The organism is Chitinophaga sp. (genome assembly GCF_039596455.1).
Lineage (GTDB): Bacteria > Bacteroidota > Bacteroidia > Chitinophagales > Chitinophagaceae > Chitinophaga.
Genome location: NZ_JBCNJR010000001.1, coordinates 1,065,152 through 1,081,467, shown reverse-complemented (window position 1 = coordinate 1,081,467; position 16,316 = coordinate 1,065,152). Strand labels below are relative to the sequence as shown.

At 52.1% G+C, this 16,316-nt stretch carries 14 protein-coding genes and 1 pseudogene; 6 read left to right on the top strand and 9 right to left on the bottom strand.

Translation table 11 applies throughout. The features are described 5' to 3' along the window. The first annotated feature begins 6 nt into the window (after positions 1-6). Positions 7-480, top strand: a complete 474-nt coding sequence (locus ABDW36_RS04535; protein WP_343700686.1) for a DNA starvation/stationary phase protection protein — start codon at positions 7-9, stop codon at positions 478-480. A 108-nt stretch (positions 481-588) separates the two neighbouring features. On the opposite strand, the gene ABDW36_RS04530 is transcribed toward ABDW36_RS04535, so the two are convergent. After that, on the bottom strand, positions 589-2,052 hold the full coding sequence (locus ABDW36_RS04530) for an OmpA family protein (protein ID WP_343700685.1): 1,464 nt from the start codon (positions 2,050-2,052) through the stop codon (positions 589-591). Between the two features lie 197 nt (positions 2,053-2,249). Here ABDW36_RS04530 and ABDW36_RS04525 point away from each other — a divergent pair, with 197 nt between their 5' ends. The 3 genes and pseudogenes from ABDW36_RS04525 to ABDW36_RS04515 all read left to right on the top strand — a co-directional run bounded on the left by ABDW36_RS04525 (position 2,250) and on the right by ABDW36_RS04515 (position 3,765). Next, positions 2,250-3,005, top strand: coding sequence for an SDR family oxidoreductase (locus ABDW36_RS04525; protein WP_343700684.1), 756 nt, complete (start codon positions 2,250-2,252; stop codon positions 3,003-3,005). A gap of 210 nt (positions 3,006-3,215) precedes the next feature. Then, positions 3,216-3,410, top strand: a pseudogene (locus ABDW36_RS04520) (histidine kinase); the annotation flags it as partial. A gap of 175 nt (positions 3,411-3,585) precedes the next feature. Continuing rightward, positions 3,586-3,765, top strand: coding sequence for a hypothetical protein (locus ABDW36_RS04515; RefSeq protein WP_343700683.1), 180 nt, complete (start codon positions 3,586-3,588; stop codon positions 3,763-3,765). Between the two features lie 336 nt (positions 3,766-4,101). Here ABDW36_RS04515 and ABDW36_RS04510 read toward each other — a convergent pair whose 3' ends face one another. After that, positions 4,102-4,410: a hypothetical protein gene (locus ABDW36_RS04510; RefSeq protein WP_343700682.1), complete on the bottom strand. Its 309-nt coding sequence runs from the start codon at positions 4,408-4,410 to the stop codon at positions 4,102-4,104. A 161-nt stretch (positions 4,411-4,571) separates the two neighbouring features. Between ABDW36_RS04510 and ABDW36_RS04505 the strand changes: the two genes are divergently transcribed. Beyond that, positions 4,572-7,187, top strand: coding sequence for an outer membrane beta-barrel protein (locus ABDW36_RS04505; RefSeq protein WP_343700681.1), 2,616 nt, complete (start codon positions 4,572-4,574; stop codon positions 7,185-7,187). On the opposite strand, the gene ABDW36_RS04500 is transcribed toward ABDW36_RS04505, so the two are convergent. The 5 genes from ABDW36_RS04500 to ABDW36_RS04480 are packed head-to-tail and all read right to left on the bottom strand — an operon-like array spanning position 7,184 to position 12,557. Then, a complete protein-coding gene (locus ABDW36_RS04500; protein WP_343700680.1) occupies positions 7,184-8,527 on the bottom strand; it encodes a DUF58 domain-containing protein in 1,344 nt (447 codons plus the stop codon). The two genes, ABDW36_RS04505 and ABDW36_RS04500, sit on opposite strands and share 4 nt — an antisense overlap. A 1-nt stretch (position 8,528) precedes the next feature. After that, positions 8,529-9,509 (bottom strand): MoxR family ATPase, encoded by a 981-nt coding sequence (locus ABDW36_RS04495; RefSeq protein WP_343700679.1) that lies wholly within the window; start codon positions 9,507-9,509, stop codon positions 8,529-8,531. Further along, on the bottom strand, positions 9,509-10,750 hold the full coding sequence (locus ABDW36_RS04490; protein WP_343700678.1) for a DUF4350 domain-containing protein: 1,242 nt from the start codon (positions 10,748-10,750) through the stop codon (positions 9,509-9,511). Before ABDW36_RS04490 ends, ABDW36_RS04495 begins: the two co-directional genes overlap by 1 nt. Next, on the bottom strand, positions 10,747-11,574 hold the full coding sequence (locus ABDW36_RS04485; RefSeq protein ID WP_343700677.1) for a DUF4129 domain-containing protein: 828 nt from the start codon (positions 11,572-11,574) through the stop codon (positions 10,747-10,749). The genes ABDW36_RS04490 and ABDW36_RS04485 overlap by 4 nt, the downstream gene beginning before the upstream one ends. After that, complete coding sequence (locus ABDW36_RS04480) at positions 11,571-12,557, bottom strand: stage II sporulation protein M (protein ID WP_343700676.1); 987 nt, start codon at positions 12,555-12,557, stop codon at positions 11,571-11,573. Before ABDW36_RS04480 ends, ABDW36_RS04485 begins: the two co-directional genes overlap by 4 nt. A 55-nt stretch (positions 12,558-12,612) precedes the next feature. Here ABDW36_RS04480 and ABDW36_RS04475 point away from each other — a divergent pair, with 55 nt between their 5' ends. After that, positions 12,613-13,401 carry an RDD family protein gene (locus tag ABDW36_RS04475; protein WP_343700675.1) on the top strand — a complete coding sequence of 263 codons (789 nt, stop codon included), beginning with the start codon at positions 12,613-12,615 and terminating at the stop codon, positions 13,399-13,401. A gap of 7 nt (positions 13,402-13,408) precedes the next feature. Here ABDW36_RS04475 and nagA read toward each other — a convergent pair whose 3' ends face one another. Then, positions 13,409-14,509 (bottom strand): N-acetylglucosamine-6-phosphate deacetylase, encoded by a 1,101-nt coding sequence (nagA, locus tag ABDW36_RS04470; RefSeq protein WP_343700674.1) that lies wholly within the window; start codon positions 14,507-14,509, stop codon positions 13,409-13,411. A gap of 20 nt (positions 14,510-14,529) precedes the next feature. After that, a complete protein-coding gene (locus ABDW36_RS04465) occupies positions 14,530-16,311 on the bottom strand; it encodes a RagB/SusD family nutrient uptake outer membrane protein (RefSeq protein ID WP_343700673.1) in 1,782 nt (593 codons plus the stop codon). Between the last annotated feature and the right edge of the window lie 5 nt (positions 16,312-16,316).

Genomic DNA, 16,316 nt, shown 5'->3' with positions numbered 1-16,316 from the left:
ATAACCATGAAAGTAAATATTGGCATTCCCGACAAACATTTACAGGCAGTAGCGAACAAATTGCAGGTGTTGCTGGCAGACGAGCACGTATTGTATACAAAAACAAGGAATTTCCACTGGAATGTGGTAGGGGACAACTTTTCGGAAATGCACCTTTTTTACGAAAAACAATACGGCGAACTGGCGGAAATTATTGACGAAATAGCAGAGCGCATCCGCATGATAGGCCACTACAGCACCGGGCGCATGGCAGACTTTCTGAAACTGACCAACCTGCTGGAGCAGGAGTATACCAGCAAGCAGACGGAGCAGATCAGGTACCTGCTGGACGATCATGAGACCATCATCCGCTCCCTCCGCGAGCTGATCACAGAATTTTCCGATAAACAGAAAGACCTTGGCTCCTCGGACTTCGTGACCGGCCTGCTGCGCCAGCATGAAAAAATGGCCTGGATGCTGCGGTCATACCTGTCCAAATAAACTCTGATAAGAAAGGCCGATCAACATGACGTTGACCGGCCTTCTTTTTGTTGCCTGCCAGCAAAATCTTTAGCGGCTACTTTGTTTATTTTCAACCCCTGCGTAGCTTCAATCCATACCCTGGTACACAATTATTTCCACCCGGCGGTTACGCTGGCGGCCTTCCATGGTTTCATTAGGCGCGGCGGGGTGTTTTTCCCCTTCACCAGACACATGGCGGATGTAGTTACCCCAGCCTTGCAGCCTTAAATATTCGGCCACGGCCAACGCCCGCCGTTTGGACAGCTCAAGATTATAGTCCTCTTCCCCACGGTTGTCTGTATGCCCTACCACCTGCAACTGCACCGGTCTGCCGGTAGGTATTTTTTGCAGCAGCTTGTCAAGCTCCCGGTGAAGTTTGGTATTGAGCACGGCGCTATTGAAGTGGAAGAGCACATCCGGCACTACCAGCGTATCCGGCCGCTGCGCGGGCGGTGCAACTGCCACAGGCGCCTCTTCCAGGGGGCGGGGCATGCAAAACTCCAGTTCTACAAAGTTGTTCTGCTCTTTGCCCTCAGCCGTAGCCGTGTCATAAGCGGGCTGGGTGTTGCCCCTGCTATCTACTGTAATATCTTCAAAGCTGAAGCCCTTCATGTATATCAGCACATCCATCACTTTTTTGGCGTTTACTTCTCCCACTATCTTGTTATAGCTGAAAGAACCTTCTCGGAAGGAGTGGCCCGTGATGCGCACTTTCATGCCTGTGGCAGGCTCGTACACCTTGACCACAGAATCTATGCGGGCTGCGGCCTCCGGGTTTTGCGCGCGGCCGGCAGCTGTAAAAATGGTATGGTCTTTTACCCGTACGGTGATGCATTTGAGCTGACCCTCCAGGGCGCGGCGGCGCCTGGCCTCACCGTTCTCATAAAACCGGGAAGGAATGCTGTGGCGGCGGCGCTGGTTGTACAAACTATCCTTTTGCCCGGCCGCATCCGTGCAGAGCGGTCCGATGCCGGAAACGGGGCTAATGGCTATGCTATCTATATAATTGTAGATTTTGGCAGTAGACCAGGGACGCTTTCGAAAAGTACCCAGTATAAGATGAGTGTAATGGTCTGCCGCCGTAAATTCTCTCTGCAGGGTGAATACCCGCTTTTTTCCATCTGTTGCCACCACGCTGGCAGCGTCCAGCTGCAGGCCGGGCTGAAGGTCTGTTAGCTGGTGGCCGGTTTCCCGGAACACCCAGGTGGTGTCAAAGCGCAATTCAATGACCGGAGGCGCGTCACCATCCTGCCAGCCTATGAGCGTAACCCTGTAGCTTCGCCCCTTTTCAAGCGGGCATAGCAGACGGGTTTGGGCATAGTTGCGCAGCGCATCCTGCGAGCGGTGTACCAGCCGTACCAGGTTGTTGCCCGCCCCGCCGCTGTACTGGTGGAACATATAATCCAGCTTGGCGCTTTCCGGAGACACGCTTTCCCAGGCGGCTGGAGCACATGGCGCGCTGAACTCCGTACAAATGTTCACATCCTCGAAACTGGGATTGGCCACTAGGTTTTGCGCCTGCACAGGCCACCACAGCGGCAATGCGGACAAAGAAAATAATATATGCCTATACGTTAGGAACATAGACGCTGAATGCCGTTTCTATAACAGAAATAATTGAAATTTATTATGTTTTATGCCCGCATTAACACAAATGTGTTAAGCAAATACAACCCTTTCCCGCCGTTCGCTGTTAATTGTATATTCCCTGTACCCTCAACTGGATTATTTATACTAAAAAAAGATATATGAAAGAACCGTTATTTACCGGGAAAGTAGCCCTGGTAACCGGTGCGGGCTCCGGCATTGGGGAGGCTACCGCGCTGTTGTATGCCGCACATGGTGCCAAAGTGATCGTATCTGATGTAAACGAACGGGGTGGCAATGAAACGGTAGAGGCTATACGTAAAAATGGCGGCGAGGCGCAGTTTGTACGTTGTGATGTGAGTAAAGCGGCTGAGTGCGAAAAGCTGGTGAGCGCCACCGTAAAGGCATACGGCCGCCTGGACGCGGCCTGCAACAATGCCGGCATTGGCGGGGAGCAGCACCTGATAGCAGACATGAGCCTGGAAGGTTTTGACAAGGTGATAGCCATTAACCTTAGCAGCGTATTCTATTGTATGAAATACCAGATACCCGCCATGCTGAAAAATGGCGGCGGCGCCATTGTGAACATGGCCTCCATACTCGGGCAGGTGGGCTTTGCCTACTCTGCAGGCTATGTAGCGGCCAAACACGGGGTGGTTGGGCTAACCCAAAACGCCGGGCTGGAGTATTCCGCTCAGGGCATACGGGTGAACGCCGTAGGGCCAGGTTTTATTGACACGCCCCTGCTGAAAGAAGCCGACCCGCAAATGAAAGCCGGGCTGGTAGCTAAACACCCCATAGGCCGCCTTGGCAAAGCGGAAGAGGTGGCAGAAATTGTGATCTGGCTCAGTTCAGAAAAAGCATCTTTTGTAACCGGCGCGTACTACCCTGTAGATGGGGGGTATCTTGCGCCATGAGGGTATATATATGCTTGCCATGAGGGGACCGGCCGCCAAGGCCGGTTTTTTTGTCTCTGCCCCGGGGCAAAATGCCTTCCACTGTAATTTCATCCTTTCCTGCCGCATTTCATACATTTCAGTTGGTAATGTATGCCGGCCCGGGTAGCGCACGGCAGCGCGGAAAAGAGCAGATGCAGCATGAGCTGAGCTTTCCGCACAGCCAGCAGCCAGATGAACCCTCATTTTTTGTTCAATGCCATCAACAACATTTATGTGCTGATCAGGAAAGACCCGGAAGCCGCCGCCCAAACGTTGGCCCGGTTTTCAGACATGCTGCGCTACCAGCTATACGAATGCAATACAGCATACATTGCCATAGAAAAGGAGATCAGCTACCTGGGGCATTGCCTTGTTCTGGAGTAACTGCGCGGGGGCAATACACTGCGGCTGGAATACAGCGTATCCAGCCAGGTGGCCATTTTTTCCATAGCCCCGCTGCTGCTCATCGCCTTTATAGAAAATGCTTTCAAGACCCTGCTGGCTGACAACGGCAAAAATTATGTAGTTTCACTACGTATACAGATATCATGAGCATCCGTTGATTATAGTGGACTATGAACCGCTGGCCCGTGAGGGCATGGAGCTGCTGATAGAAGACGTGGGTTTCCTGGAATTGGCAGCCTGCTGCAGCAGCGCCATGGAAGCCAACGAAGTACTGGCGGCGCGGCAGGTACACCCGATGTTCCTTGATATACAGATGCCCGCATCCGCGGTATAGACTTCCTGAAAAGCCTCTGCACCCGCCCCCTGACCATCGTCACCTCCGCCTATCCCAACTATGCCCTGGAAGGGTTTGAGCTAAATGTGCTGGACTACCTTTTGAAACCCATCACCCCCGAACGTTTCCTGCAGGCGGCCAACCGCACCAAAGACGCGCTGCAGCAACAGCAGGGCGCTGCGCCAGACCATCTTTTTATCAAAACTTGGCAGCGGCTTCGAAAAAATTGCCTACAACCACATCCTGTTCATAGAAGGCGCCCAGAATTATATCACCATCCATACCACAAACGGTAAATACCTTACCCTCTCCACCATCAAATCTGCTGAAAACCAGCTACCCGCCGGCCAGTTCCTCCGGATGCACAAATCTTGCATCGTAGCGGCCTGAAAAATACAGGCCTTCTCCGGCCAGGAGATTACCTGTGGCCCGCACAAAGTGCCCGTGAGCAAGAATCACCGGCTGGAAGTAATGAAGCTGATCGAGCAACGGCTCATTAAAAAATAAGCCCCACTCATTGGAAATAATGCCCTTGGCACAGGTTTTTCCCGCTTTTGCCGTCTCATTAAACAACAGCCCCCATCCCGGCCGCCCCTGCTGCTGCTGCGGATGGTTAATGCCCGCTAAACGGGGCATATGCGGCATGTCCCTACCATTTATCCTGTATATCATGCATATGTGTAAATAATACAATTAGGAAAAAGCAGGGTGTTAATTTACGGCCATCAACCTAGAAGTATTTTTAGATGAGTATTAAGCTAGTCAGCAGCATGCCCGCTCTTATGGGTATATGTCTGCTGGGATGTATGTTGTTCATAAACAAAGCCAGGGCCCAGCAAACCCCATCCAACAAGGATACGGAAACAGGCACAGTTACCGGGAGAGTGATGCAAGCCGCCAATAAAGAGCCTATCCCTTTTGCTACCGTTGCCTTGCTGAATGAAGATGATTCTACCATTGTCACCGGTGTGGCCGCTGACGAGCGGGGCGCCTTTGTGCTCAAACCCATACCTTATGGCAGCTACCTGCTGCGGATAGGTACTATGGGTTACACCCCGGTTTTCCTGAAGGTGAAGCCCAATGCGGAAAGGCCGATGTGGGAAATGGGCAATATACTCATGGAAACCGGCGCCCGCGCACTCAAGGAAGTGAACGTGGTGGGCCAGAAGCAGATGTTCACCATGAACAAAGACAGTATTGTATTTACTCCTGACGAAAACTTTCTGCCCGGCGGTACCGGTATGGAACTGCTTGAATACGTGCCCGGCGTTACCATAGACGCTAATAATAATATTACCATGGAGGGAAAAGACCAGGTGAAGTTTTATGTGGATGACAAACCGATAGCGCTCACCGGCATGGACGCCAACAGCTACCTGAACAACCTGCCCTCTTTCATGATAGAAAGAATTGAAGTGCTGAAAGCCCCACCTGATGCGGCAGAACGGGAGCAGGCGCTGGTGGAGGGCCGCACCAACATCCGCTATATCAACATCATTACCCGTAAAATACAGTTCCGCGGCTATTCCGCGGCCTTTACAGCGGGCATGGACAGCCGCCGCAACCTCAATGCCAAAATGCGGTACAACCTGAACCTGGCCCCTTTCCAGGTTACCTATTTCAACAACGGGCAATACAACTCAGACAGCAGTTACCTGAGCCGGAAGAACTTTCCCAAAGAAGCGGGCAAAGACACCACCTTCCTTGACCAGAAAAACTTCCGCACCTCTTATAACTTTGCGCATAACCTCAACGGGCGTTACGAACTGAAAATAACGGAGAAAGAAAAACTCCGCGGCTCTGTAACCCTGGGCTGGACGGGAGACGGCAGCAACGGCTACAATAACAGCATCAACAGCGACAAGAACCACAAACCCACCATGCTCAAAGACCAGGAGAGCAAAAACCGCCGCAACGGCTACCGCGCGGTAACAGACTGGTTTTATTACAAGGAATATGAAAAGCCCGACCATAAGATGGAAGCCGGTTTCAACTTCACCAAAAACAATGGCAACGGCTATGGCAACAACGATTATTTTTACCTCCTGACAGAAGATACTTCCCTGCAAAGAACTAAAAGAAAGAACGGCAACTACAGCATGCGCGCCAACTTCCACTACCGCAAACCGCTGGAAAACGGCAAGTATTATGATCTCAGCAGCAGCGTAGACCTCGCCTCCGGCACCAGTGAAAACCTGGCCCGCCGCAAGAACGTGAACGACAAGGAGCTGCTTTTTTCGCCCCGTCTTTCTTCAGACTATTCCAACTTCAACCAGAATTACGCCGTGAATGCCGCCATAGGCAAGCGCAGCCGCAAGCTGGGCTATAACTTCACCGGCCGCCTCAGCTACGCGGGCGCCAAGTCTGAGGAGCTGTACGCCGGCAACCAGTTCAATAATGAAACATATGAAGTGCGCAGCTCCATGGGCATCAACTACAGCCCCTGGAAAAACCATATGGCCAACCTGCGCTTCAACCCCGGCGTGCAATACTTTAACCAGCTGGCCCTGCTGGATTCCCTGCGGAGCAGAGTGCCTTTCAAATACACCAATGTTTCACCGGGCGTCAACTTCCAGTATGATTACAAGCAGCAGCAGCTTACATTCAACTTTAACCGTAATATGGACCGGCCCACGCCAGACCAGTTGAACCCCTTTGTGAACACGGCAGACAGTTTTAACATCCGGATGGGCAACCCCAACCTGCGACCTTCCTTCAAAAAAGACTACCGGCTGGAGTACCTGGTGCAGATCAAACGTCATCAGATCAAGGCAGGCATTGAAAAAGAGGACGCAGACGATATTATTTCCCGCTACACCAAGGTAGATTTCATTAATGATACCACGGTGGTGAATACCATCACCTACACCAACCTGGCTTCCCGCCGGGACCGGAATGCCTATATCACCATCAATTCCCACTTTTTCAAAGCCCTGCAAAACAACCGCGGCTCCTTCAACATGAATATCAGCGGCGGGGTGCGGTATTACAACACTACCACAGACGGGGGCGAAGAAGGGAAAGATGCCGTGAGCGAAAAATTTGCGCATGTAGAAGGGTGGACGTCTCACCTCACCATGTGGGCTTCCTACCGCATCCGCGTGTTCTCCGTTTCGGTGAACGGGCGGTACAACGGCCCGCGGTACTACGCGCAGGGCAAGCAGGAAGCCCGTTTCAACAGCGGGTTGCGCAGCCAGGTAAACCTCTTCCAGCGCAAGCTGAACGTGGCGTTTACCATAGAGAACCTCTTTGGCTCCACCGTGCGCAACTCCTATGAGCTGACCAGCACCTATGAGCAAACGTCTAATGCCCGCAGGAACGTTCGTTATCTCAGCCTGAACGTTACCTACAACATCCGCAAGTTCACCAAGCTGGGTCAGAAAGGGCCGAAAGACTTTGAGAAGGAAGAGCCGCTGAATTAAGCCAGCATACGGGCTTTTAGCTCAAGATATTTATTTACCACATCTACCGTCAGGTGTTCCGGGGTGGTGAGGAGAGACATAATGCCGTACTGCGCCAGCTCTTTTACGATCTGCTTTTTTTCATGCGCAAACTTCTGCGCTATTACCTGTATGTAGATATCTTCCACCTCCTGGGCATGCCGTTCATTGAGTTTTTTGATCTCCGTATTCTCAAAAAACACCACCAGCAGCAAATGATATTTGGCTAGCTGCCGCAGGTAGGGCAGCTGCCGCTGCAGGGCGGAAACAGATTCAAAGTTGGTGAACAGGATGAGCAGGGAGCGCTGGGAAAGAGAGGCGCGCAGGTGCACACCGAGGCGCTCATAGTCGCTTTCCATCCATTGCGTGGTTTGGGCGTACAGTAAATCCAGTATTTTGTTCAGCTGTACTTTTTTGTTGCTGGCCGGCAAAAATTCGGTCTGCTGTCCTGAAAAGGCGGCCAGCCCCGCCTTATCTCCCTTGCCCAGCGCCACATTGCTGAACACCAGTGTGGCATTGATGGCATAGTCAAGCAGCGTAAGCCCGTCAAACGGCATCTTCATGGTACGCCCCTTGTCTATCACGCAGTATACCTGCTGGCTCCTTTCTTCCATAAAGCTGTTCACCATGAGATTGCCTCGGCGGGCGGTGGCTTTCCAGTTGAGGGTGCGCACATCGTCTCCCCGGGTATACTCTTTGATGTGGTCAAACTCCATGCTGTGGCCCAGCACGCGCTTGCGGTGAACACCTATTTCGTTCAGCTTGTGGCGGATGGAGAACAGTTCGTAGTTGCGCAATTGCAGAAAGGAGGGATAAACTTTCACCACCTGGTTTTGCGGGAAGGTGAAACAACGCTTCACCAGCCCAAAGGGGCTCTGTACAAACACATGAACGCTGCCAAAGGCGTATTCCCCTCTTTCTACCGGCCGCAGCTGGTAATGCAATTCCTGGTCTTCCTGGCTTTTCAATTCCCCCTTCAGCAAAAAATCCCGCTGCTGGAACTGGAAAGGAATTTCGTCCAGCACCTCAATTTTTATGCGGAAGCGGTAATAGCTGCGGAGCCGGATGCTGACCGGGTTAACATCTCCGTTGCTGAACCGCTCAGCTACCTGCCGCTCCCCCTTTAATGCGTTGCGGTTGAGGTAGAGCAATATAAAGTCCAGCAAGGCAAGGCCGGCCAGGGCCATCAGCGCCAGCGTACCTATCATCATAAACAGGGGTATGAAAAATGCAACGATGAACAGTACAATGACCGCACCCAGGGCCAGGTACATCCGGACATGGAAAAAGAGGGAACGATATAGTTTTTTCAGCAGGGTCATATCAGCGGGGTACTTCTACGGCCTTTAAAATTTCGGCAATCACATCATCTGGCGTAATGCCCTCCATTTCCCGCTCCGGCGTGAGCATAATGCGGTGGCGGAGTACATGAGGAAGAATGAACACAACATCGTCTGGCGTTACAAAATCCCTGTTTTGCATAACGGCTATAGCCTTGGCGCAGTTCATCACCGCGATGGAGGCACGCGGGGACGCCCCCAGATAGATACTGGCATTCAGGCGGGTTTCATTTACCAGGGTGGCAATGTATTGCAACAGTTTTTCTTCCACCACCACCTGCCGCACCTGCGCCTGCAAGCGTTGTATAACCGTGGCATCTACCACCTTGCTCACGGTGGCGGCCAGGTTATGTTCATTTTGGTGGCGGTTGGCGGCCTGCAGAATGGCAATTTCTTCCTGCAGGGCGGGGTATTTCACTTCTATTTTGAAGAGGAACCTGTCCAGCTGCGCTTCCGGCAGGCGGTAGGTGCCTTCCTGCTCAATCGGGTTTTGTGTGGCTATCACCATAAACGGCTGCTCCAGCTGATAGGTGATGCCGTCATTGGTGATCTGCCGCTCTTCCATTACTTCAAAAAGCGCGGCCTGCGTTTTGGCGGGGGCGCGGTTAATTTCATCTATCAGGATGATGTTCCCGAAGATGGGCCCTTTTTTATACTCAAACTCCTTGCTTTGCGGGTTGAAAATGGAAGTGCCCAAGACATCGGCCGGCATCAGGTCTGGCGTAAACTGAATGCGGGAAAACTTTGCATCGAGGGTGCCCGCCAGCAACTTGGCCGCCAGTGTTTTAGCCACGCCCGGCACACCTTCTATCAGAATGTGGCCATTGGCCAGCAGGCCTGCCGTGAGGAGGTCTACCATCTGGTGCTGCCCTACAATCACTTTTGCTATCTCGGCTTTGATGGCCGCTACTGCCTCATGAAGGCCGGAGAGATCTGTGCGCGGTTCAAAGGTATTTACTTCCATTAGTTCTGTTTTATATAGAATTGATAGATACTGTCATAAAAATACTGCAAGTCTTCATCACTTACCGTATCCGCCATGCGGATGGCATGTACCTGGCTGATCATGTTATTTACTACCTCCGGCGGCTTGCCTGACTTGCGGGAGAGATTGCTGATAAATTCGGCGTTCAGCTGGCTGGTATTCATAAAATAACTGGTGCGGATATGCTCCAGCAGGTGCTGTGTCATTTTCTGCGCAAGGTTTTTGTTGTTGTGATGCAGGTAATACAGGCGCCCCAGGGTTTCCGCAAAATCAAGAGAGCTGTTGTGCAACACGGGTTTGGGCGGAATAAGCCGCTGCCGCCGCTTGCCTTCAAAAAGCACATAAAGCAATAGCAGCAAAACGGTGAGCCACAGCGCCCAGCGCAGCGAAGGGTGACGCATTAGCACCTGCCAGTTAGAAAAATCGCCCTCCTGCCGGCCATGCAATTGTTTGTAAAATTCATCCCAGTACACGTTCTTAGGGAACTGCGGCAGGTAGGCCATTTGCGTTTCCAGCGCCCTGATATTGTTTTTTTCCAGCAGAAAATTGTTGGTCCAGGTCATGGGGTTGAGCAGCACGTATAACTGGCCGTTACCTACATTGATCCTAAAAAAGTTCGGCTCGTGGCTGGCATTGGTTCCCAGTATGGTGGTAACTGCAGAGTCTGTGAGGGCCAGGGCATTATTCATGGGGATGCCTTTGGCGGAAAACAAAGTGTCTGGCGCCAGGTGAGGATTGGTAAAAGACTGGCTGTTCTCACCGGCGGCAACCTGCAGCGTTACGGTAGAATCAACGATATATTTTGTCTGGAAATTAAAGGCCGCTTCCAGCAGCGAGTCTGTTTCTTCCAGCACCAGGTACAGGCGGTTGCCGCTGCTCACGTAATTATACATGGCGTTCACATCATCTTCGGTTACGTACAGCTTGCCGGCCACAATAAAGTACAGGTTGTTGTAATCTTTCATGGCCGCGTTCTTGCGGTAGGTGGATGCAAAAGACTTGGTAATGGTCTTTGGCCTGGTACTGAACTGGTCTTGCAGCAGGCGGTGCGCCACGTAAGCCCCATAGGGAGCTTTATCACGGCTGCTGTAGCTGATATTGCGACGGGTGAAACGCGCTTCTTCCACGGCCGCGTTATTATTTACGCTGGCAAGCAGTACCAGCAGAAACAGCAGCCCGGCTGTAATAATGGATACAATGATGATAATGACTGCTCTCACCGGTGCTGGTTTAAAGATTGTCTGAACGAAGAAAATTGTTCCTCCAGGTGAGAGAACTGTCCGTTGCTCAAGGGCAGTTTACCATACCAAACATATTCATAATGCAGGGTGAGTGTTGCAAAAGGCTTATGCCATGTGGTGGGCGCCAGCTCCCGCAGGTAGTCCATATTGGTTTTGTCTTTGCCCGGGGCAATCAGTTCCCGGTTTTGAAGGGCCTGCAAGGTTTGCAGGTAGCGCATGCGCACGGCTTCCCGGTAATTACCGGCGCCAATGGCGGCCTGTGCCAGCGCATCATAGTTCACGGGCCCGGAGGCAGCCACCGGCTCATCTTCTTCCGTTTTTGCCCGCCGCGCCCAGCGGAAAATGGGAATGTCATTTTTCTGAATGAACAGTACAATAATGGCAAACAACAGTATGGCCAGCAGCCACAGCAATGCGCCTTGCAAAACCTTTGCATGGGTAGTTACCCACACCAGGGTGCGGGCGGCCCAATTGGGCGGCTGAGGTTTGCCTGGGCGCTGGTATTGCAGGGCTTTGGTATCCCGCAGCTTTTTCAAGGTAGCATCCGGCACTTCGCGAATGGTGAGGCGGGTCTGGGAACCGTCGTTCCACTCACCGGGTACCTGGTTGTCCCAAGTGGAATGGGTTACACTGCCGTTCCTGATCTTTCCTTCCAGGTCTGTATTATCTTCTGCGGCTTCCGTTTCTGTGGTGGCGGCCGTGTCTACGTACCGGAAATTATCCGCGCCTATCGAATCCTGGCCGGCTGCGTACGCTCCCCACAACAGGCATGCCCCCATTATCCATAACTTCATCCTTCTCATATGCCTTCAGGTTTTATCAGCTTGCCGTCTTCGCTGAGGCGGTAACCCGCGCGTTGTACCCGCATGGGGTAAATCACAAAATACCAGATAATAAAAGCAGCGGAACCTGCCAGTATGCTAATGCTGAGCGCTACCGGCATGGAGGTTTGGCGGGTAATAAAACTTTCCAGGAAGGCGGCCACAATGAAGATAGGTACAAGGGCTACCGTAATTTTCAGGCCTTCCATGGCGCCACGCTTCAGGGATTCCTTGCGGGTATGCGTGCCGGGAAACAACAGGCTGTTGCCCATGATCATGCCCGCCGTGCCGGCAATGATGATGGAAGAGATCTCCAGCGTACCATGTATCCAGATCACCAGCACAGAGGCCCAGCCCAGCCCTTTCGAAAAAAAGAAATACTGGAAAGAGCCCAGCATAATGCCATTTTGCAGCATCACCCACATGGTGCCAACAGAAAAACTGACGCCCAGCACAAAACAAAGCATGCTCACCCTGATGTTGTTATAGGCAATACGCAGCCACATAGACCATTCATTCTCGTTTTTATATACACCAAATGGGTCTCCGTTCTCTATGTTCTGCTCCGTCATGTTCACATATTCATCTCCCAGCACCCCGCGTATAAAAGTTTCATCGTGCGCGGCGGAGAAGGCGCCAATGATGCAAAACAGCAGGAAGTAGGCAAATGTGAACAGGAAGAGACGGTGATGTTTGCGTATCAGCAGGGGTAACTGGTAATAGAGAAATTTGGCAATGCGTCCTTTCTCCCCCTGATGGTCCCGATAGATGCGCTGAAATATACCCGCTGCCAGACCATTGATGAACTGGGTTACTTTACTGTGGCTGTAGAAGGTTTTGGCATAAGCCAGATCGTCCAGCAGGGAAGTAAAACGTTCCGCCATCTCATCCGGATCTTCCGTGGGCTCCTCCTGGATTTTCTTCCAACGGGGCAGGCTCTTTTTAATAAACGAAGATTCTCTCATTCCGTAGCGGGGATAAAAATACGCAGTGGAAATATAATAAATTTTAAATTTGTTTATGCCTATTATCAAAATACCCACCGTTTTTAATATAGACCTGGAGTTTGAGCGGGCTGACCTGGGGCGGCGGGCCGTAGCCTATTTTATAGACCTGCTGGCCAGGGTAGCGTTCCTGCTGTTGGGTATTTACCTCATTTCCAAAATGGGCCTCAGCTATAAAAACCGTGACGTGATGATGTTTGCCCTGGTAGTGGTGCCCGTATCTTTGTATTATCTCTTTTTTGAAATATTGATGAAAGGGCAAAGCCCCGGCAAAAAGGCCATGAACATCAAAGTGGTAAGCCTGCTGGGCAATACGCCGAGCGTGAGCCAGATCCTCCTGCGGTGGATGTTCAGGCTGGTAGAGTCTCCCCTGCTCAGCCTGGCCTTTATCAGCGCCACCCTCAGCCAGGAGTCTGCCTTTGTGGCTATCATCTGGCTGGCAGTGGGCGTTTTGCCTATTATTATTGTAGTGCGCTCTGATTACAACCAGCGCCTGGGAGATATTGCCGCCGGCACCATACTGGTGGTGAACAAACAACGCCATTCCATCCATGATACAATTTTCCGTGAAATAGACCAGGAAGATTATGTACCCCGGTTCCCCCAGATACTCCGCCTTTCAGACCGTGACCTCAGCAAGATAAAGGCCGTGCTGGACAATGCCGGCCGTACCCGCGACACGGTAATGGCCGTGCGTATTGCAGACAAGGTGAAGTCTGTACTGCATATAGAGAGCGACATGGACGCCCTTGCCTTCCTGGAAACGCTGCTGAACGATTATAATTACCTGGTGACCCGGAAATAAATTTCCCCTATTTCTCTTCTCCCGCTATGTAAATGCCTTTCGGATGAAATGCTTCATCAAATATGGTGAGGTTGGCGGGTTGCCCCGGGGTGATCTCTCCTCTTTCCGGCATGCCCATCAGGCGGGCGGGGTAGGTAGATGCCATGCGCAACGCCTCATCCAGCGGAATTCCTGTATGCTGCGTGCAGTTTCTCACGCCCTCCAGCAAGGTGATGGCAGATCCGGAAAGCGTACCGTCCGTAAGCGTAAACCTGTCTCCCCTGAAGATATGCGGGTAGGCTCCTTTGCTGGGCGCCACAGCGTCCGTGATCAGGAAAAGGCGGTTACCCATTACTTTTTTACTGATGGCCAGGGCGTTGTAGTCTACATGAATGCCGTCTGGTATAATGCTGGCGCAGGCATGCTCCGCCTGGTACACCGCGCCGGGCAGACCGGTATCTCGGTGGTGAAAGGCGCTCATGGCGTTAAACAGGTGGGTGGCAGTTTGAATGCCCTGCCTGAAGCCTGCAGCGGCTTGTGCAAAAGTGGCGTTGCTATGGCCGGCAGATATGATCACGCCATGGCGGAGCAGCAGGTCTATGATGGCGGGATCGCACATTTCAGGGGCCAGTGTCATCATTTTTACAACACCCTGCGCACGTTCCAGCAGCGCCTCCACTTCTTTCATTTCCGGGCGCCTGATATGTTCGGGAATGTGCGCGCCGCGCTTTGCAGGGTTAATGTAAGGGCCTTCCAGGTGCAGGCCCAATACGGAGGAAACGGGGTGGTCACGCACCGTGTCTATGGCCTTTTCAAAAATGGTCAGGCTGTTGGTGGCCAGGGTGAGCAGAAAGCCGGTGGTGCCGCTTGCCTCCAGCGCAGCGGCAATTTGCTCTAAAGCAGTGAAGGAGGGATCATCCGAAAACAGATGATCTCCTCCTCCATATATCTGCAGATCAAGCAGGCCTGGCGCAATGCTGTGGCCTGTATGGTTGATGATGCGGGCTTTTGTGGGAATGCTGTCAGGTACTGCCAGGCCCTTTACAATTCCGTTCTCGATTAATAAGGCCTTTCCTCTTACAATGTCTTTTCCTGTGTAAATAACCGCTCCGGTAAGTGCTGTCAGCATACGTAATTTTTTTCTTAAAGTTACTGCGTCCAGCCCGGATTTTGGGACAATTCTGCCCCTTCGTCTTCATATAGTTTTATCTGGTTGAGGGGAATAGGTTGCAGGTATACCTTATCGCTTTCAAAAATACGTTTAGCCACCGGCGAAGGAATGATGTACCCTTCATTGGCGCCCGTGAGCGTTACGTCTTTCAGCCAGGAGCCGGTAGCTGGCGGTTGTTTGTTCCACTCGGAGCGTACTATCCAGGCACCGCGGTTGATGTCGGGGTTTTTCTCCGTGTCTGTATACACCAGCTTTTTCCAGCGGCGCAGGTCATCCAGGCGGAAACCTTCCATCACAAGCTCCAGGCGGCGTTCCCGGCGGATTTCCCATATCATGGCCGGCACCAGCGGGTCACGCTTTTCATCGTCATACACAGTGCCGCCCACCGCAGGCTGGCCGCCAATCACCTGCAGGTCAGGCAGTTTGGTATTATTGCCAGGGATGCCGGTGGGGCGTTTGCGTATTACATTAATGGACTTGTCCAGGTCTTCCTGCGTAATGCCGGGCTGCCCCAGCGTACCCAGCTCGGCAGCTGCTTCGGCGTAGCTTACCAGCACCTCTCCGTAGCGGATCACGGGCGCGTGGGTGGGATTGAGGTTAGACAAACCAATGGACTGGTCTTTAATTTCATCGTTCAGGAACTTGAGCGTACAATAACCGGACGTAGACACTCCCAGCAGGTTCGTTTTGTTATAAGAACCGTTCGGGCGGATTTCCATGTTGTATGTACCGAACATGCGCGGATCACGGTTGGCCATTACTGCGTTGATGTTCTTGTCTCCCTGGTATAGCGGATTCGGATCAGCACCTGCTGGGTCTATAGGCAACCCGTTTGTGCAGAGGTACGTTTCAATCAGGTTTTTGTTAGGCCCTGTCTGGCCTTCCCTGTTCACATAACTGTTGAGGGAGTGCGTGAGCAAACCGGTGGCATACCGGCGGTACATGATCATTTCTTCATTCTTGGACAGATCAAGCGAATTGAAAGATTCGCGGTATGCATTCGTGAATTTGAAACCACCCTTGGTGATCACTTCATTGGCTGCCCATTTGGAGGCCGTCAGGTACTCAACCGCCTTGGCAGTGCTCAGGTTATGATATTTTTGCCAGGTGCCTTCAAACAGCATGATGCGTGACATGTAAGCCATCACCACCCATTTGGTAACGTTCAGGCCTTTCTCGCCATCTGCTGCACGCACGTTTTCCGCAGCAAACTTGAAGTCTGCCAGCACGCTGTCCATCACCTGGGCACGCGGGTCACGGGGTTTGTAGATCAGCTCTTTCTCTGTTGAAAGCGGGGGTTTGCTGAACCAGGGTACATCCCCATAGGTATTCACCAGTTCCGAGTAAGCCAGGGCCCGGAAAAAGCGGGCTACACCCCACCAGTGGTTCCTGGCCTCATCTGTAAGCCCGGGTACGGTGCCTATCCTGTCTATAAAGATATTGGCCTTTCGTATGTTGGTAAAGCTCCAGCCTCCATCTGTGGCAGGAACAATTTTAGTGAACTGCGGGGGACTGGTAGGGCCAAAATCGTCATTCAAAGATTGGCCCTGGTAGAAGTACGGCCCAAAGGTAAAACCGCTGGCATAGCCAACAAAGTAGGTAGTATAAAACCCGTAGGCGAAGGTGCGCAGATTTTTTTCATTGGCCCAGTAAGAATCATCGTCCAGTTTGTCAAGCGGGTCTCTTACCAGGAAGTCTTTTTTACACCCTGCCATCAAACCTGCCATCAATATCAGAGCTAAATATATTCTCGCTTTCATAATTA